The organism is Sorangium sp. So ce834, from assembly GCF_051521425.1.
Lineage (GTDB): Bacteria > Myxococcota_A > Polyangia > Polyangiales > Polyangiaceae > Sorangium > Sorangium cellulosum_D.
This window is the reverse complement of the sequence record NZ_CP150351.1, coordinates 5,935,445-5,954,233: the sequence shown is the minus strand read 5'-3', so window position 1 is coordinate 5,954,233 and position 18,789 is coordinate 5,935,445. Positions and strand designations below refer to the sequence as shown.

The following is an 18,789-nucleotide window of genomic DNA, read 5'->3' as shown; positions in this document are numbered from 1 at the left end:
GTTGACGCCCGGCCGGCGGGCTCTTTACCATGGGTGTGGAGCGGCGACGGCGGCGCCCCCGCGCGGTCGCGCGGGCTCGAGTGCGGCCAGGGCGCGCGGCGGAGGTGGAGAATGTCGAAGATCACCGCGGAGCAGGCGAGAGAGGAGCACGTCGCGCTCCTCAAGGCGTGGACGAAGGCGGTGGGGGCCGTCAAGGACTACGGCTTCCTCGATCGCCACCTGGCCGAAGGCTGGCGGTACGTCGATTACAACGGAGTGCAGCGCGGCAAGGACGAGTACCTGAAGCTCGTCGACAGCATGTTGACGTACACGCAGGAGCTCCGGCAGTGCGACGTGCGTATCGTCGGCGGGGACGTCGCTATCGTGAGCGGCGTCTACCGCTCGCGCGCCGAGCTCAAGGGCGGTGTCAAGCTCGATAACACCATCGCCTTCACCGCGGTCTGGGAGCTCAAGGGCGGTGAATGGAAAGCCCTCGTGCACCACACGACGAGGATCCCTGACGCGTCGTGATCGACGTCCGCGCCGAGCGGGTCGAAGCGCTCCGGCGGCCGGCGCCTCGCCGGCGAGGCCGGAGGAAACGTTGACAGGGATCCTGCTTCGAGTACCGTACACTCAGGATCGTCCTATCGACGACCACCAGGGCTCTCATGGATCTTCGCCGGTTCCTCACGCACGCGGTGCAGATCGCATCTGCGCTGTCGAAACTTCATAAGTCAGGCACCCTTCACCTGGACATCCGCCCCGCGAACCTCTCCGTGCACCCGGAGAGCGGGGAGGTGTCGCTCGACGGTGGGCTGGCCGTGGTGCGCGGCGATCTCGGCCTCTCCGACGAGACGAAGATCAACCCGAAGTCGCTGCCCTACATCGCGCCGGAGCGGACGGGCCGCGTCGACTGGCCGATCGACGAGCGCGCCGATCTCTACTCGCTCGGCGTCACGCTGTACGAGCTGCTCTCCGGCAAGCTGCCGCTCGACGCCGAGGACGCGCCCGCGTGGGCGCACGCCCACATCGCGAGGGCCCCTGTGCCGCTCGCGGAGCTGGTGCATGACGTGCCCCGGATCGTCTCCGAGATCGTGATGAAGCTCCTCGCGAAGTCTCCGGAGGAGCGTTATCAGACCGCCCGCGGGCTCTGGTCGGATCTCCTCATGTGCCAGACCGAGCTGGAGGAGCTCGGGATGATCGACTCGTTCCCGCTCGGGACGGCCGACATCCCGGACCGGCTGCAGCTCCCGACGAAGATCTACGGCAGGAGGCGCGAGCGCGCGATCCTGCTCGAGGCGTTCGAGCGTGTGGTCGCCACGGGCACGGCCGAGCTCGTGCTCGTCGCCGGGTACTCGGGCGTCGGGAAGACCTCGCTCGTGAAGGAGGTGCAGGCGCCCATCGTCCGCGAGCGCGGGGCGTTCATCTCCGGGAAGTTCGATCAGCTCCAGCGCGACATCCCCTACCGCACGATCGCCCAGGCGTTCGGGGAGCTCGTCCGGCAGATCCTGACGGAGAGCCCGCAGTCGCTCGCGGGGTGGAAGCACCGGTTGAGCGACGCGCTCGGCGAGGAGGGGCGGGTCATCATCGACATCATCCCGCAGCTCTCGCTGATCCTCGGCGAGCAGCCGCCGGTGCCGCCGCTCGCGCCGAACGAGGCGCGCAGCCGCTTCGTCCGCGTGTTCCATGCGTTCCTCGGCGTGGTCGCGCGCAAGCGGCACCCGCTCGTGCTGTTCGTGGACGACCTGCAGTGGGCAGATCCCGCCAGCCTGAGGCTCATCGGCGACGTCGTCGCGGCGCCCGAGAAGCGGCACCTGCTCGTGATCGGGGCGTACCGCGACAACGAGGTGACCCCGTCGCACCCGCTCATGGAGGTGCTCCGGCAGATCCACGCCACGGGCGCGCGCGTCTCGACGCTCAGCCTCGACCCGCTCCCGCACGAGAACGTCCTCGAGCTCGTCATGGACACCTTCCGCTGCGAGGACGAGCTGGGGGCTCAGCTCACCAGGCTCCTCGTCCAGAGGACGGGCGGCAACCCGTTCTTCGTGGGCCAGTTCCTGACGGAGCTCTATCGCCAGAAGCTGGTCTGGGTCGATCCCGTGAGCGCCGTCTGGTGCTGGAACATCGAGGCCATCGCCGCGCAGAACCTGACCGACAACGTCGTCGACCTGGTGCTGGGCCGCCTCAGGCGGCTGGACGACGAGACGCAGCGGGTCCTCTCCCTCGCCGCGTGCCTCGGCGCCCGCTTCGACGCCGAGGTCCTCTCGGCCATGTACGGCGAGTCGACCGAGACGACGCACGCCGCCATCTCCCCGGCCATCCGCGAGGGGCTCGTGGCGCGCCGAGGCAGCACGTACAAGTTCCTCCACGACCGCGTGCAGCAGGCCGCGTACCTGCTCATCCGCGAGGGCAACCACGCCTCGACGCACCTGCGCATCGGGCGCCTGCTGCTCGTCCAGACGCCGGAGGAGGCGCTGGAGGACCGGCTGTTCGAGATCACGAACCAGCTGAACATCGGCGCCTCCTTCATCACCGATCCGGGCGAGCGGCGCAGGACGGCCGAGCTGAACCTCCGCGCCGGCAGGAAGGCGAGGGCCTCCGGGGCCTACGGCTCCGCGGTGGCCTACTTCGCCGCGGGCTGCGCGCTGATCGGGGAGGACGACTGGGCGGGAGCCGACGATCTGCTCGCCTTCGCGCTGCACCTCGATCTCGCCGAGAGCGCGTGCGTGAACGGGGAGTTCGATCGGTCCATCGACCTCTGCTCGGTGCTCCTCGAGCGCGCGCGCACGCAGCTCGACAAGGCGGCGGCCTACCGCGTCCTGATGCAGAACCACATGGCCCGGTCCGAGCACGACGCGTGCATCGGCGTCGGGCTGGAGTGCCTCGCGCTGCTCGGCATCAAGCTCGGGAGGCAGCCGGCCGACGAGGAGGTTGTCGCGGAGATCACGGCGCTGCGCGACGCGCTCCGCGATCGCACGGCCGACGAGATCCTCGGCCAGCCGAGGATGACGGCGCCGCCGATGCTCGCGGCGATGGGCGTGATGGCCGTGATGTACGCCTCGACCTTCTACACCGATCCGAACCTCAACGACCTCCTGGTCTGCCAGATGGTCCGGCTCAGCCTGCTCCACGGCAACGCGGAGCCGACCGGCATCGGGTACACGTGCCTCGGCAAGGCGCTCTGCCAGAAGCTCGGCGCGTACCAGGACGGCGACCGGATCGGCAGGGTGGGCTACGAGCTGACCGAGAAGATGAACGCGCTCGTCTACAAGCCCGAGGTGGCCAACCTCTATGGCTGTCTGATCTCGGTCTGGACGCGCCACATCGACACCGGGATCGCCTGCCAGCGCGTGAGCATCCAAGCCGCGAACGAGGTCGGGAACCTGACGTGGGGGAGCTTCAGCAACATCCAGCTCACCCTGAACGTGATCGTGCGGGGCGACCCGATCGAGGAGGCGTACAAGGGCGCGGTGAGCGCGCTCGACTACGCGACGAAGGCGAAGATCACGTTCGCCGCGGACGCCGTGACGAGCATGCTGCGCCTGGTCCAGGCGATGAGGGGCGCCACGCGCCACCTCGGCACGATGAGCGCGGACGACTTCGACGAGCAGGCGTTCGAGGACCGCCTCGAGAAGGAGAGCTTCCCGAGCGTGCGGCTCGTCCATTACGTGATGAAGACCGCGCAGCACCTCCTGGCCTCCAACCCCGACGAGGCGGCCCTGGCCGCGGAGAAGGCGGAGCGCAACATCTCGGGGGGCAACGGGATGTTGTTCTCGGCCGAGTACCACTACTTCGGCGCCCTCGCCCGGGCGGCCCGCTTCTCCGGGGCCCCGGCCGAGGAGCAGGCCGGGCTCCGGCGGTCGCTCGCCGGCCACGAGGAGCAGCTGCGCGTCTGGGCCGAGAGTTGCCCCGACAACTTCGCCGGCAAACACGCGCTCGTAGCGGCGGAGCGCGCGCGCGTCGACGGCAGGCACGACGAGGCCGCGGCGCTCTACGATAAGGCGATCGTGGCCTTCCGCGAGTCCCGGTTCATCCACCAGGAGGCGCTCGCGAGCGAGCTCGCCGCCCGGTTCTACCTGGATCGCGGCTACAGCGGCCTGCCGGGGCTCTACCTGCGGGAGGCGGTGGCGTCGTACTCGCGCTGGGGCGCGAGCGAGAAGGTGAGGCAGCTCGAGCAGCGGCATGCGCTCGTCCTGAACCAGGAGCAGCGCCGCGCGACGAGCAGCGGCGTCATGACGATGGCGGCGGAGGCCATCGACGCGCAGACCGCGGTGAAGGTCTCGCGGTCGCTCTCGAGCGACATGACGCCGAAGGAGATGATGGAGTCGCTCATGCGGCTCGTCGTCGAGCACGAGGGGGCGGAGCGGTGCTGTCTCCTGCTCACCGGGGACGGCCTGCGGCTCGCCGCCGAGGCCGTGGTGGACCGCGACGGCATCAGCATCCGCGTGTACGAGCGGAGCACGGCGCCGCTCGCGACCCGCGTCCCGGCGTCGATCGTCAACTATGTCGAGCGGACGCGGGAGCGGGTGGTGCTCAGCGACGTCGGGGCGAGCGGCGCCTTCGCCGGGGACGAGTACCTCGTGCGCGAGCGGCCGAAGTCGGTGCTGTGCATGCCGATCATGAAGAACCCCGGCGAGGTGGGCGGCCTCCTCTACCTGGAGAACCGGCTGGTCCACGGCGCGTTCATCCTGCGCCGGCTGCCGCTCCTCGAGTTCCTGGCCGCGCTGTCGCTGCAGAACACCGTGCTCCGCGGCGAGCTGGAGCAGGAGGCGCTGAAGGTCCAGCGGACCGAGGAGGCGCTGCGCCGGAGCGAGAGGGCGCTCCGGGATCTGGCGGAGTCGAGCGACGTCCCCACGTGAGGCGCGGGCCGCGCCGCCGCACCGGCGTGGTGTGGCGGCGCGGCGTTCAGGCGCTCTCAGGCGCTCTCGAGCACGTGGCCCACGCTGTCGAGGAACGGCCTGTCCGACACGGAGAGGTGGAGCTGCACGAACCGCCAGTGATCCCCGTGGCGCTCCACCGTGCAGGTCAGTCGGAGCGCGGGCAGGTCGAAGCGCACGCCGCCCATGGTGGCGTGGATACCGAAGCCGGCCGTCCCGGCGCAGGCGGCCGCTCCCCCGGCCAGCAGACGCACCTGGACATCGCCGGTGATCCTGCACACGAGGTCCTTCAGGATCTCGCTCTGCCGCCGGAACGAGGCCTCGATCTCGGCCCAGCGCGTGAAGTGCAGCTTGTCGTGTGTGCCGTAGAAGATCAGGGCATCGTCACGTACGAACATGTCGCATAACGCGTCCACGTCGCCTCGCTCGAAGGCGCGCGCGAACTCGACGAGCATCTGGCGAACCGAATCTTCTGGACTTGCCGGCTTTCTCTCCGAGGACTCCATGCGCTCCGCTGCTCCCGTACCGATCCGAGCCTGATCTCGGCCGAGCATACAGCACCCCGGAGGCGACGCGCGACGCCCTGCGCGCGAAAGCGCTCGGAGCCCGGGCGGCTGCGCGCGACAAGGGTCGTCGCGGTCACGAACACGTAACACCACACGACCCCGACCAGCGCCAGCCGACCAGGTGCCCCCTCGAACCCCGGAACCCAGCTGACCAGAAACCCCACGAGCAGGAACAGCAGCCCCACGCCCTGCAGCTGCGCGATCGACATCCGCTTCAGGAGGGCGCCGACCGAGAGCGAGGGCAGGTACATGCTCAGGAGGTGCACCTGGATCACCCAGCTCGCCTGCTGGACCGAGCACTGCTCGACGCCGCACATCTGGAGCGGCGTCGGCACCATGAGGAGGCTCATCACCAGGAAGGCGCCCGCGCCCATGGCCACCATGGGCCAGTACAGCGCGCGGGCGCGCGCGTCCGGCGCGGCGGAGGCCTCGGCGGCGCGCGCCTCCTGCGGCCCGTACGCCGCGAACGAGAGCGCCGCCATGAGCTGGAGCGCCGCGAGCATCAGCAGGGCAGCGGGCATGTACCTGGACGTCCGCCCCTCCAGCAGGCCGAAGAGCGAGATGCCGGGGACGATGCCAGCGGCGCTGGCGAGCTGGACATGGTCAGCAGGCCCGGCGCCCTTGCTGCTCGGCTGCCCCTCGAGGATCGCGAAGCGATACTGCTGCACGAACGCGCCTTGCAGACCGACGCCGCAGACCGCCGCGCAGAACAGCGGGAGATCGGCGCGCTCCACCGCGACCGCCGCGACCGCCGCGTTGGGCCACGGCCGAGCCCCGCTCGGCGGAAAGACAGACGGAAAGTGTTGGAAATGCCGAGCTATCTTCCGGCCCCTTCTCGCTGTCGCAGAAATCCCTGGCGGGATTTCTGACGCACGGAGCTACCCGCGGTCGCACCTTCGATTTCTTGGACGTTCCTCGCGGAGGGGGCGATCCTCCGGCGCATGGCCTCTGCCATGATCCTGGCGGCGGGGCTCGGGACCCGGCTCCGCCCGCTCACCGACGAGCTGCCGAAGCCGCTCCTGTGGCTCGGCGATCGCCCGCTCGTCGCGCACATCGCCGGGCAGCTCGCCGCGGGCGGCGTCCGGCGCGCCGCGATGAACAAGTCCCACCTCGCGGAGCGCTTCACGCGCGACCTGCTCGCGGCGTTCCCGGTGCCGGTCGAGGTCCTGCACGAGCCGGAGCCGTTCGGCACCGCGGGGGGCCTCGCGAACGCGGCGGGTGCGCTGGGCGACGGCGACGTGGTCCTCTGGAACGGCGACATCCTCATCGACCTCGACGTGGCGGCGCTCTGCGCGGCGCACGCCGAGCGCGGCGCGGCCGCGACGCTCGCGGTGGCGCCGCGGCCGGCCGGGGAGGGGACGGTGGGCGTCGGCGGCCGGGGCGAGGTGGTCCGGCTGCGCGGCGAGCGCTTCGGCGAGGAGGTCGCGGGCGGCGACTTCGTGGGCGTGCAGGTGGTCGGCGAGGCGCTGCGGCGGCGGCTGCCGCCGCGCGGCTGCATGGTCGGGGACGTGTACCTGCCGTGGCTGCGCGAGGGTCGGCCGCTCGCGACGTTCGCGGCGCCGGCCGTGTGGCACGACATCGGCACGCTCGCCGCCTACCTCGCGGCGAGCGCACACTGGCTCGCGCAGCGCGGCCTGCCGAGCTACGTCGGCCCGGGCGCGTCCGTGGCCGAGGGCGTGGACGTGGCGGGCAGCGTGATCGGCGCGGGGGCGCGGGTCGAGGGGGCCGGGGCGCTGCGCGGGTGCGTGGTCTGGCCGGGCGCGCGGGTCGCCGTCGGCGTGGATGTGGGTGCGCCGTGCGAGCGTGCGGTGGTGACGACGCAGGGGCGCGTCGTGCGCGCGGCCAGCTGATCGCCCGCCCGGGGCCGCGCCGCGAGGTGCGCCGAGGTGGGCGGGATTGCGCCACAGGGCCGCCCCCGCTGCACGGTGGGGGCCTGGGCGTCGGTGGTTACCGCGGGTCACAAATCTCTCCAGGGATCTGCCTCGCGAGCGCAGGGGAATTTCAACGCACAGACGCCAAGCCGCCAAGGACGCCAAGGTGGCGTTCTGTTCTTAGCGAATCGATGGTTCGAAATGCTGCTCGTTTCGGGCGGTTTCGGCTCGTTCGTCGCTCCGGCGCCTACCCACGATTCCGGGAGAGCCCGAATGGCTCCCATCGCATCTCCAGCTAGTCTGGCATAGCCGCGCCTGCCTCTGATTCCAGGCTTTGCGGCCAGCGAGAGCAAGAAGAGCAGCTGAACGCCGCGTGCGCCGGTTCTCGTCAGGGCCACGCGTCGTTGCGCCGCCATGCGGACGACGAGGGGGGTAGGCCGCGCCGCCTCGCGATGAGAGGCGACCTCCGCCATGTCGTCGAGGTGACCTGGTCAAATCGACGATTCGAATGGAGAGCGAGATGACAGCGAGAGAGATGTTGGACGGTAAGCCGTGTCGCGCGCAAGGGCATATCGAGTGTGTGGGCAGATTCGTCGCCATCGGGCTCAGTCTGGCGATCGCTGCAGCGGGCTGCGCGGATGCCCCGGACACGGTGGCCGAAGGTCCGGAGGCCGTGGAGGCTGAAACCGCTGCTGCCCAAACGGAGCTCTCGTCGGTCCCGGCGTCGACCTTGGTCCTGAACGCGATCGCGGACAGCGGCCCCTACGGGTTCGCCAGGCGGGAGTTCGTCTTTGTCGACAGGTCGCGACCCACGCGGCCGAACAACGGGTTTCCTGGAGCCCCCAGCAGGACGCTGCCAACGGTGGTCTGGCACCCCGTAAAGTCGCGTTCGGCCTCGCCTCCCGGGGGGGACCGCGCGCCCGTGGCGCCCGGGCGGTTTCCACTGGTGGCGTATGGCCATGGATTCGCGAGCCCCGGAGGGGATGCTCGCCTCTACGCCGAACACCTGGCGTCCCACGGCTACATCGTCGCAGCGCCGCTGTTCCCCCTCACCCGGGCGGATGCTCCCGGCGGGCCTACGTCAGCGGACTACGCGAACCAGCCGGCAGACCTCGAGTTCGTGATGGATCGGATCGTCGGGCTCGACGGCGCCGACGCCGACCTGGCCCGCGCCGTGCTCCCGGACCATCGGGGGGTCTTCGGTTTCTCGGCGGGAGGCCTGACGGCGCTGCTCGCCGCCTACCACCCGGTCCTCCAGATCGACATCCAGTCCGCGGTGGCCTATGCACCGGTATCGTGCTTCGTCGGGCCAGCGATCTATGGACGCGCGTTGCCCGTAACGATCATCTCCGGCACCGCGGACGAGCTGGTGCCCATCGTGGGGCCGCTCAAGGTGTTCGACCAGGCGCCACCTCCGGTGGCCCTCGTGAAGCTCATCGGCGGCAATCACACCGGGTTTCTGAACATGGATATCCCCGACGTGGAGAACACCGACACGGTACTGTGTGAGTTTGTGCAGTCGATGGGCGACATCTCCAGGGGCAGCGAGCTGCTCTTCGAGGATCTCGCGCGCGGGGTCGGCCCTGACGCGATCGACCCGGGAGGCTGTGATGAATTTCCATTCTGCGGCACCCGGTTCACGCAGACGATGGAGGCGACACGACAGCTCACGATAGCCCGGGCGGCGACGCTGGCGCACTTCGATGCGACGCTGAAAGGGCGGCTGCTCCGCGCGGGGCTCGTGGTGCCCGCGCTGGAGGCAGCGCCCGACGTCGTGCTCAAGATCAAGCGCTGATCCGCGCCTTGCCGAGCTACGTCGGCCCGGGGGCGTCCGTGGCCGAGGGCGTGGACGTGACGGGCAGCGTCGTCGGCGCCGGGGCGCGGGCCGAGGGCGCCGGGGCGCTGCGCGGGGGCGTGGCGTGGCCGGGCGCTCGTGTCGCCGTCGGCGTGGATGTGGGTGCGCCGTGCGCGCACGCGGTGGTGTGACGGCGCAGGGACGCGTCGTGCGCGCGGCCGGGTGATCGACCAGCCCAGGGCCGGGTCGTTGAGGTGCGCCGCGGTGGGGCAGCATACGCCCGAGGGCCGCCCTCACTGCAGCGACGTCGCGCGCCAGAGGAGCGTCTCGGGCACCGGGACACTGGGCATGCGACCGCCCTCGCTCCATGTGTCCGGAAACCCGATCAGAAAGGCACGGTGCAACGATGCGTTCGATGTCCTCCATGCCCCTGCGGCGCCGGTTCCTGCGGCTGCCTTTGCTCCTGTCGGCGCTCGCCGGCGCGACGTGCGTGAGCGAGCCATCGCCGTCGGACCTCCCGCCTCCGAGCCCGCCCTCGTTGCCGCCCACGATGCCTCCTGGCGGGCAGAACAGCGGCGACGGCGACCCCGAATCAGGGGCCGGCGCGCAGGGCGCCGGCGGGCGGAGCACCGACGGAACGGGGCCCGGCGACCAGGGCGCCGGCGGGCTGGGCGGTGCCGGCGGGCTCGGGGCTGGCGGGGACCTGGGCACCGGTGGGAGCCTGGGCACCGGTGGGGGCCTGGGCGCCGGCGGGGACCTGGGCACCGGCGGGGGCCTGGGCGCCGGCGGGGACTTGGGCACCGGTGGGGGCCTGGGCGCCGGCGGGGACCTGGGCACCGGCGGGAACCTGGGCGCCGGCGGGGACCTGGGCGCCGGCGGGGACCTGGGCACGGGTGGGGACCTGGGCGCCGGCGGGTAGCGCCGGTCGCACCCGCGTCACCCACCCGAGCGCGAAGTGGCCCTTCAGGGGGCGAGCTTCGCCAGGAACATGTCGAATCCACCCGCGCTCGTCAGCGGCCAGCCGCCGCAGTCCAGCGTGCCCGTGAACGAGCCGCCGACGAACACCCTGCCTCCAGGAGCGACGGCGAGCTCGGGCCGGGACGTCCTGGCCCAGCTTCGACTCCACACGTGATTGCCCGAGGAATCGAGCTTCAGGAGGAGGGCGCCGAACGGCAGCGGCCCTCCGCCGAGATCGATCGTCAACCCCGACGACGGGCTGATCCCGGTCGGATCGGTCGCCACGACCACGTTGCCCTCCGCGTCCGTCCCGATGCTCCTGCCGGGCCACGCGCCGACGGCATCATCTCCCGGCTCCGCGGGTGTGCCCCAGTAGAACCGGCTCCAGAGCACCGCGCCGTCGGGGGCCACCTTGAACACGCTCAGCGCCCTGCCGCTCGCGCCGCCGCCGCCGTCCCAGCCCGTGGCGACGATGTTGTCGGCGCCGTCGATGGCGAGGGCGTTGACGCTCGAGTTGTACCAGCTGTCGGACGGCAGCATCTGGCTCCAGACGTGGAACCCTCCGGCGTCGAGCTTTGCGAGGAACGCGCTGCGGGAACCAAGCGCATAGAGGTCCTCGCCTCCGAGGAAAATGCGCGGGTTGAAGTCGCCGGCGAGGACCACGTTGCCCGCGCTGTCGGCGGCGAGCGCGCGCGCCACCTGGTTGCCTTCCGCCCCGAAGCGCCAGCTCGAGAGGGTGGTGCCGCCGGCGTCGAGCCGCGCCACGAAGATGTCGGAGCCAAACGCCGGCATCGGCCCGAGCCCCAGATCCGCGAGCTCCGTGTAGGTGCCGGCCACCAGGACATGGCTCGTGCCGTCCACCGCGAGCGCGGTCGCGACCGCGCCCAGGCTGCGGCTCCAGACATGGCCGCCCGTGGCATCGAGCTTGACCAGCGCCGCAGACGCGGTCTCGACCGGCCCTCCGCCGAAATCGACCGGCTGACTTCCCACCACGTGGATCACCACCTCACCCTGGTCGTCCACTGCCGCGAGCGTCGCCCCTTCGTCGGCAGCGCCGCCGAAGCGCCGGCCCCAGAGAGGGACGCCCCCCGCGTTGATCTTCACCGCGAAGACGTCCGCGCCGCCCGCGCTGGTCAACATGAGCCCGTCGAGCACAAGGCTCCCCGAAAAGCGCCCCACCACCAGGAGGTTTCCCTGGGGATCCAGGGCGACGTCCTCCGCGAGCTGATCGAGCGCGCCCCCGAACCGCCGGCTCCAGAGGTGCTCGCCCGGGCTCGCCGTGAGCGCCTCGGCCGACGCGCCGGCAGGTTCCTGCTCTTCCAATGCGCCCGATGGATCCGGCGCGTCCATCGCGCACCCCGCCAGCCCCAGGGTGCACAGCACGGACAAGAGGCATCGTGATCGGCTCTCCAGCATCGGAATTCCCTCCTTGAGGCGGCTGCGCCGCGCGTGGTCGTCGTGTCGAAATGAGAGGCGTTGGCAGCTCCCCGCTACAGATGCGGTAGAGCTTACCGAAATTCACCGTCCGGTGAGGATCGCCACGACGGGGTAGCTGGAGGCTCGACCACGGTCTCTCATGCGCCGCCGCGTCAAAGTCGCAGCGGTCCGACGGGGTGTGACCCCCTTCCGAGCAGGTGCAGGGCCCGGTCGGGCAGGAGTGCGACCGGGAGCGCCGCCCGGGTCACTTCCCGAGGTCGGCGAGCGCGGCCTTGGCGGCGTTGTGCCCCGCGGCGCCGATCACGGACCCGGCCGGGTGCGTGCCGGCGCTGCACGAGTAGAGCCCGGCGAGCCCGAACCGGTACGGCACGCGATCGGCGAAGCCGAAGCCGTTGTCGATGTGGTGGATGTGACCCCGCGTGATCCCGAAGTGCCGCTCGATGTCCGGCGGCGCCAGCGTGAACGTCTCCAGCACGAGGTCGCTCATCCCCGGCGCGAACCGGTCGCAGATCGAGAGGAGGTGCTTCACGTAGCGCGGGGCGGCCTGGTCCCACGTCTCGCCGCTCGCGAGCGCGTAGGGCACCCACTGCACGAAGAGCGCGGCGTTGTGGTGCCCCTCCGCGTCGCGCAGGCTCGGGTCGATCGGCGTGTGGAAGTACCACTCGATCGCGGGGAACTCGGGGAGACGCCCGCTCATCGCGTCGCGGTGGGCCTGGCGCAGCACGTCCATCACGACGCCCTCGTCCGGCAGGAGGTGGATGGTCGGCCCGAACTGCCCGCGGTCCTCCGGGAGGCAGGTGAACCGGGGCAGGCCGGTCAGCGCCATGTTGACCTTGAGCGTGGAGCCGTCCTTCGCGAGCGCGTCGAGCCGCGCCGACAGCGCCGCCCCGATCGCCGCGCCGCCGGCCAGCGCGCGGGTGCGGAACGGATCGGCGTTCGAGACGACCGCCCGGGCGGCGATGCGCGTCCCGTCGTCGAGGAGCACGCCGGAGACGGCGCCCCCGGACGACTCGATCTGCGCGACGCGGGCGCCGGTGACGATCGTTGCGCCCTCGGCCTGCGCCTTCTCGGCGAAGAGGCGGCTGACCGTGCCCATCCCGCCCTCGACGATCATCCAGGTCCCGTCCGCGCCCGGGAGGCGGCACATGTTGTGGACGAGGAAGTTCATCCCGGTGCCGGGCGTGTCGAAGCCGCCCGCGAGCCCCGAGAAGGCGTCGGTCGCGGCGTACATCGCCTGGAGGAGATCGCTCTTCCAGGAGAACCGCGCGAGGTAGTCGGAGATCGTGCCCCGGCAGAGCGCCACGAACGTCTGCCGGAGGGCGGGCCGCACGTAGCGCTCCGCGGTCTCCTCGATGGAGAGCGGCTCCTCGAGCCAGGTCGGGGCGATGTCGTCGCGGAGCGCGGCGAGCTCGGCCTGGAGGGCGCTGTTCGCGTCCCAGTCCTCCTGGGAGAAGAACTCGAAGAACTGCCGCTTCATCGCGGCCTGGTCCGAGCCGAAGAGCAGGTAGCGCCGGTCGGTCGTCGGGAGGAAATAGTGCGGATCGCGCCGACGGAGGGGGAGCGAGACGCCGAGCTCGCGGAGCAGCTCGGGCGGGGCGAGCCCGAGCAGGTAGGCGCCGCTCGAGACGCCCAGGGACGGCGCCTTCTTGAAGGGGCGCTCGGTCTTCACCGCGCCGCCCACGGCGTCCTTCTCCTCGAGCACCACGACGTCGAGCCCGCGGCGGGCGAGGAGGACGGCGGCGACGAGACCGTTGTGGCCGGCGCCGACGATGACGACGTCGGCGCGGGCCGGAGCTTCACTGCGTTTCACTGGGCACCTCCAAGCGCTGTGCGTGTCCGCTGCCGCGGCCGGCGCGCGCGCGAGGTGTTGCACGGATGACGCGGCGAGGAGAGCCCTTTTCGCGCCCCGGAATCCTGAGGAGCGCGCCGCGCCGGCCCCGGGGCCGCCCGCGCGGGGTGCCTTTCCAGCCTGTTCCCGCCGCGGCGCGCGGCGGCCGGCGCCCTCCCGCGGGCGCGGCGGGCGGCCGAGGCGCGGCGGGCGGCCGGCGCCCTCCTGCAGCGCGGCGGGCGATCGGCCGCGGTCGGATCACCCGCCAGCGGCCGCGGTGGACCCCTGCCACGCCGCGGCGACCTCCTCGGCGATGGCGCGCACGGTGAGGGGGGCCGAGCCCTCGGCCTTGTTGTTCACAAGCACGAAGCTCTCGATGCGCAGCGCCGCGGCCTCGCAGAGGAGCCGCGCCACCTCCGCGCGCATGGCGGGATCGGGCTCGACGATCCGGTCGAACGGGTGGAACCGCCGCTGCTCTGCCTCGTAGCGGCGACCGGGCTTGAGCAAGAGCCGGACGACCGCGAACGGCGCGTTCGAGACGGGCACCACCTCCGCCTGGGCGCCGGGAGACGGCATGTTGCGCCAGTAGCTGTAGGTGTGGGCGACGCCGTGCGCGCCGAGGATCTCCCTGTACTCGCCGGTGAGATACGCCCGCTCCCGGAGCTCGACGGCGTAGGTGAGCTCGCGCGGCAGCGCGCCGAGGAAGGCGTCGAGCCGCTCGAAGAAGGCGCGCGGCGGGAGCCGGTGGGGCGGGCCGACCGGGGGCAGCTCGAGCAGCACCGGCCCCGCGTGAGGCCGGAAGACCGAGAGCATCGGCGCGGCGACGCGCGACAGGAAGAGGGGGACCGACAGGAAGTCCGGGTTCGGCTCGGCGCGGCCGCGGCTCGCGCCGCGCCCTTCGCCGTCGTCCGGCGGCGCCGCAGGGCGCTGGAGCGTCTGGGAGACGACGGCGTGCAGCGCCTTCGGCACGCAGCGGAAGCCGCCCGGCAGCTGCGCTCTATAACGAAGGAAGTCGCTGTCGGGGATGGGGGCGTAGAAGCTCCGGTCGATGCCGACCGTCGTGAGCAGCGGGTGCCGCGCGTACTCGGCGAGGCCGTCGCGCGCGAGCTCCTCCGTGCTCCGCCGCCGGGCGTAGACGAGGCCCTGCCAGCCCGGGAAGCTCCACGAGCTCGTGCCGAGGTGCAGCCCCGCCGGCAGCCGCGCCGCGAGGCGGGCGGCGTCGTCGTAGACCGCGGCCATCGCGTCGGGCTCCGGCGCCGCGGGCGCCCCGGCGGCGGCCGGCCGCGGCGCTTCACCGAACAACGAGAGCTGCGAGGGGACAGGGCCACGGCGCCCGGGGGAGCGGCTCACCCGGGCGAGTCTACTGCTTCCGCCGCCCACCGGGAGCGCGTCCGCGCCGGCAGGCGCGCGAGGCGCGCGCGTCTCGGGCCCTCCGCAGCTTTCCGACGCGCGCCGCCTGCGTGCGCGCGGCGGGAGGCGCGGTTTCTCCAGGAACTACCGCAACTTCTTGCTCAAGTACGCAAGGTGCAATGTCGCGACGCGGCCGGCCAGCTGGCCGGCCAGCGTTTGGCCAGCTCGCCTGAGCCAAGCGACGCTCTGATTTTGGCGCCAACGCGTGAACGCCACGGCGCGGGGGAGGGGGCGACGTCGTTGGTACATCGCGTGCAATCGCTCAGAGGTGAAGACTAGGGCGGCGCTCCTCCGAGCGACGCCGCTTTTCTTACGCGCGCAGCAAGCCGCGGAGATCGCAGACCGCAAGCGATGGCGCCGCCGCCTCTCCCGAGACGGCGGCTCGCCGCCGCCCGCCGGCCGCGCGGTCGCCGGGCCGACGCCGGGCGCGCGGGTGCGAGATCGCGAGTCGACGCGGCGGCGGACCGGCTGGCCGCTGCATGGTCGTCATTGTCCTAATTCGAACCTGATCAAGTACGATCGGAGGGATGAATGCGCAGTTATCGTGGACTGGTATCTCTCTTTCTTCTGGGGCTCGGGATGGCCGGCTGCGGCGGAGAGGACACCACCTCGTCCATCGCGGCTCCGGCCAGCAATCCCCCCCAGGCGGCCAAGACGTACGGCCGTGAGGTGAAGGGCGGCCGTATGCACCAGGGCAGGAACATCGCGCTTCCGCCCACGCGCTCGCTGAACGCCGTCGACGTGCTGCCGCTGGTGAAGGACGAGCTGAAGGTCGCGCTCGGCCCGCTCACCGCGAGCGATTTCGAGACCGCGAGCCAGCATGTCGAGCGCACTCCGGCCCGCGCGACCCTCAGCCATGTGAGCTACCGTCAGGTCCGCGACGGCGTGCCGATCTTCGGCACGTACCTGAACCTGACCCTGCGCGCCGACCGAGACGGCGGCAGCAAGCTGGCGGCGTCGAGCCACCACCTCTATCAGGACGCCGTCGTCGACACGGAGGACAAGGTCGGCGAGGAGCGCGCGCACACGCTCGCGCGGACGGCCCTGCGCGCGCAGCCGGACGCGCGCGTGGCGAAGGCCGAGCGGGTGATCCGCCCGATCGCCGGCGCGCTCCAGATGGTCTGGGACATCAGCCTCGCCGGCCGTCACGAGCGCGTGCTCGTGATCGCCAACGGCCCCGCCACCGGCCGGGTCCTCACGATCGACGACCGCGTGTTCGAGGTCGTGACGGGCTCGGTGTCCGGCTTCACGGTGAGCGGCGGCGCCCCGGGCGCGTCCGGCGGCGCCGTCGCGCAGACGAGCCTCCCGCACGCGCGCGTCACGGGCCCCGGGACCCTCGTGCACGCCGACGCCGCCGGCGCCTTCAGCGTCGACGTGCCGCTCGGCTCACCCCTCCAGGCGAGGCTGAACGGCCGCGCGGCGACGGTCCAGAACGTGTCGGGGCCGAACCTCGTGGCCACCGCGACGGCGGCCCCAGGGGTCGGCCTCGTGTTCTCGTCGGCCGGCGCGGGCGAGCAGGAGATCGCGCAGACCACCGCCTATCGCTACGTGGACGCGGCGCGCTCGTTCCTCGAGGCGAACGGCCTCGCGCCGGACGCCCTCGGCGCGCCGCTGCCGACCAACGTCAACCTGAACGACTTCTGCAACGCGTACTACGATCCGGGCGCGATCAGCATCAACTTCTTCCGGTCGGGCGGCGGCTGCAACAACTCCGCGATCGACAGCGTGATCGCCCACGAGTACGGCCACTTCGTCGACGATACGTTCGGCGGGATCTACGACGGCGGCCTGTCGGAGGGGTGGGGCGACACGCTGGCTTGCCTGCTGCTCAAGGCCCCGCTCGTCGGCGGGGGGATCACCGACGACGGCGGGCTGATCCGCACGTGCGACAACGACTACGTGTATCCGCCGGGCGGCTGGGACGAGTCGCACAACCTCGGGCAGGCGTGGGCCGGCTTCGTGTGGCACGCCCGCGCCAACCTGATCGGCGAGCTCGGCGAGGCGGCCGGCGACGCGCTCGCCCGTGCCCTGGTGCTGCCCTCCTTCCCGTCGAACGCGCCCGACATCCCGACGGCCGTGCGCGAGGTGTTCCTGCGCGACGACGACGACGGCGACCTGGAGAACGGGACGCTCCACTGGGGCGCCCTCTGGGCTTCCGCCCAGCTGCACGGGCTCGCGTTCGCGCTCACCACCGACGTCACGCCGCCGGGGCAGGTCACCGATCTGACCGCGATCGACGCGGGGGCCACGTCGGCCGTCGTCCAGTTCACCTCGCCCGGCGACGACGGGCTCGAGGGCACGCCGACGGCGTACGAGATCCGCTGGGCGCTGTACCCGCTGGACGACAGCAACTTCGCCTCCGCGAAGCTGACGTCGGCGCCCCCGGCGCAGCCCGCGGGCTGGCTGGTGCAGGCGCAGATCGAGGGCCTGCCGCCCTCCGCGACCGTGTACGTGGCCATGCGCGCCGTCGACGAGGCGGGCAACGTCGGGCCCGTGTCGAACAACGTCCAGGTCACCACCGAGGGCGGCCTCGTGGTGTACTCGGAGGGCTTCGAGGGCGACTCGGGCGGCTGGAGCAGCGACGGCTTGTGGCACATCACCACGCGCCGCGCGTCCGAGGGCGATCGGTCGTTCTGGTACGGCCTGGAGGAGACCGGCACCTACGACACGGGCACGGCGAACGCGGGCACGCTGACGCTGCCGGTCATCGATCTGACCGGCGTGTCGAGCCCGTTCCTCGTCGTCGACCAGTTCATCCAGGTCGAGGGCGGCCTGTACTACGACACGGCGACCATCGTCGTGACCGACGTGGACGATCCGGGCAACGTGGCGGTGTTCCCGAGGACCACCTCGTCGACCAACGGCACGTTCGAGCCGCGCTTCGAGTCGCTGGCGGCCTTCGCGGATCGGCGCATCACCGTCGCGTTCAGCTTCGACACGATCGATGGGGTCTTCAACGACATGGAGGGCTGGTACATCGACAACGTGCGCATCATCGGCGAGGAGACGACCTCCTGCGCGCACGGCAAGTGCGAGGAGGGCGGCCCGCTCGACCCGACCTGCGACCCGTGCGTCGCGTCGATCTGCGAGCTCGATTCGTTCTGCTGCAATGTCGCGTGGGACGGCGCGTGCGTGAACGAGGTCACGACGATCTGCGGCGAGACCTGTGAGGCCGAGACCTGCGGCGACGGCGTGTGCGGCGAGGGTGAGGACTGCGGCAGCTGCTCGCTGGACTGCGGGTCGTGCCCGACCTGCGAGCACGAGGTCTGCGACCCGGGCGCGCCGCTCGACCCGGGGTGCGACCCGTGCGCTCAGGCGGTGTGCGCGGCGGATCCGTACTGCTGCTCCAACGAGTGGGATCGCGTCTGCGTCGAGCAGGCCGCGAACACCTGCGGCGTCGTGTGCCAGGACGCCTGCGCGCACGACCTGTGCTCGCCCGGGGGCGCGCTCGATTCGCAGTGCGACCCGTGCGCTCAGGCCGTTTGCGCGGCGGATCCGTACTGCTGCAACAACTCGTGGGATCGCGCGTGCGTCGAGCAGGCGGCGAACACCTGCGGGCTGACCTGCACGCAGGCGTGCAGCCACGACCTGTGCTCGGCGGGCGACGAGCTCGACCCGGGGTGCGACCCGTGCGCTCAGGCGGTGTGCGCGGCGGATCCGTACTGCTGCAACAACGCGTGGGACGCGCGCTGCGTGGACCAGGCGGCGTCGGCGTGCGGCCTCGCCTGCGGTTGCAGCCACGACGTGTGCGACGCCGGCGTGGCGCTCGACGCCGGGTGCGACTGGTGCGTCTCGGAGGTCTGCGCGCAGGATCCGTACTGCTGCAACAACGCGTGGGACGACCGCTGCGTCGGCACGGCGAACAACGCCTGCGGCCTGACCTGCTCGTTCGACGCCAGGGCGGCCGCGCTCCCGCGCGAGCCCGCCCGCCGGTGAGGTCGGCGCCGGGGCCGCGCGGCGGCCCCGGCCCGCTTGCCGGCGCGGCCGGCGCCTCCGATCCGGATCCATCCCCGTAGAACATCGTCGCGACGAGGGGGCCACGGCCCCTCGTCGCGTTCGTGCGTGGCGC

General features: G+C 71.9%; 12 protein-coding genes. 7 read left to right on the top strand and 5 right to left on the bottom strand.

The genetic code is table 11. The features are described 5' to 3' along the window. Window positions 1-111: 111 nt before the first annotated feature. Window positions 112-510, top strand: coding sequence for a YybH family protein (locus WMF20_RS21450; RefSeq protein WP_148313982.1), 399 nt, complete (start codon window positions 112-114; stop codon window positions 508-510). 137 nt (window positions 511-647) lie between these two features. Further along, window positions 648-4,838, top strand: coding sequence for an ATP-binding protein (locus tag WMF20_RS21445; protein WP_437616368.1), 4,191 nt, complete (start codon window positions 648-650; stop codon window positions 4,836-4,838). Between the two features lie 56 nt (window positions 4,839-4,894). Here WMF20_RS21445 and WMF20_RS21440 read toward each other — a convergent pair whose 3' ends face one another. Next, the gene (locus tag WMF20_RS21440; protein ID WP_061614382.1) at window positions 4,895-5,311 is read right to left on the bottom strand and encodes a nuclear transport factor 2 family protein; all 417 of its coding nucleotides are present in this window, start codon (window positions 5,309-5,311) and stop codon (window positions 4,895-4,897) included. Then, entirely contained in the window at window positions 5,230-6,156 is a 927-nt protein-coding gene (locus tag WMF20_RS21435) for a hypothetical protein (protein WP_437616366.1), read from the bottom strand. Before WMF20_RS21435 ends, WMF20_RS21440 begins: the two co-directional genes overlap by 82 nt. A gap of 207 nt (window positions 6,157-6,363) precedes the next feature. Between WMF20_RS21435 and WMF20_RS21430 the strand changes: the two genes are divergently transcribed. From WMF20_RS21430 to WMF20_RS21415, 4 genes are all read left to right on the top strand, one after another. Beyond that, complete coding sequence (locus WMF20_RS21430) at window positions 6,364-7,272, top strand: sugar phosphate nucleotidyltransferase (RefSeq protein ID WP_437616364.1); 909 nt, start codon at window positions 6,364-6,366, stop codon at window positions 7,270-7,272. A gap of 529 nt (window positions 7,273-7,801) precedes the next feature. Continuing rightward, complete coding sequence (locus WMF20_RS21425; RefSeq protein WP_437616362.1) at window positions 7,802-9,088, top strand: alpha/beta hydrolase family protein; 1,287 nt, start codon at window positions 7,802-7,804, stop codon at window positions 9,086-9,088. 8 nt (window positions 9,089-9,096) lie between these two features. Continuing rightward, window positions 9,097-9,279 carry a hypothetical protein gene (locus WMF20_RS21420; RefSeq protein ID WP_437616360.1) on the top strand — a complete coding sequence of 61 codons (183 nt, stop codon included), beginning with the start codon at window positions 9,097-9,099 and terminating at the stop codon, window positions 9,277-9,279. A 224-nt stretch (window positions 9,280-9,503) separates the two neighbouring features. Further along, window positions 9,504-10,007 (top strand): hypothetical protein, encoded by a 504-nt coding sequence (locus WMF20_RS21415; RefSeq protein ID WP_437616358.1) that lies wholly within the window; start codon window positions 9,504-9,506, stop codon window positions 10,005-10,007. Window positions 10,008-10,051: 44 nt separating this feature from the next. Here WMF20_RS21415 and WMF20_RS21410 read toward each other — a convergent pair whose 3' ends face one another. The 3 genes from WMF20_RS21410 to WMF20_RS21400 all read right to left on the bottom strand — a co-directional run bounded on the left by WMF20_RS21410 (window position 10,052) and on the right by WMF20_RS21400 (window position 14,660). Next, entirely contained in the window at window positions 10,052-11,461 is a 1,410-nt protein-coding gene (locus WMF20_RS21410) for a hypothetical protein (RefSeq protein WP_437616356.1), read from the bottom strand. A 265-nt stretch (window positions 11,462-11,726) separates the two neighbouring features. After that, on the bottom strand, window positions 11,727-13,292 hold the full coding sequence (locus WMF20_RS21405) for a phytoene desaturase family protein (protein ID WP_437616354.1): 1,566 nt from the start codon (window positions 13,290-13,292) through the stop codon (window positions 11,727-11,729). Window positions 13,293-13,568: 276 nt separating this feature from the next. After that, a complete protein-coding gene (locus tag WMF20_RS21400) occupies window positions 13,569-14,660 on the bottom strand; it encodes a DUF72 domain-containing protein (RefSeq protein ID WP_437616352.1) in 1,092 nt (363 codons plus the stop codon). Between the two features lie 591 nt (window positions 14,661-15,251). Here WMF20_RS21400 and WMF20_RS21395 point away from each other — a divergent pair. Further along, window positions 15,252-18,656, top strand: a complete 3,405-nt coding sequence (locus WMF20_RS21395) for a hypothetical protein (protein WP_437616350.1) — start codon at window positions 15,252-15,254, stop codon at window positions 18,654-18,656. Window positions 18,657-18,789: the final 133 nt, after the last annotated feature.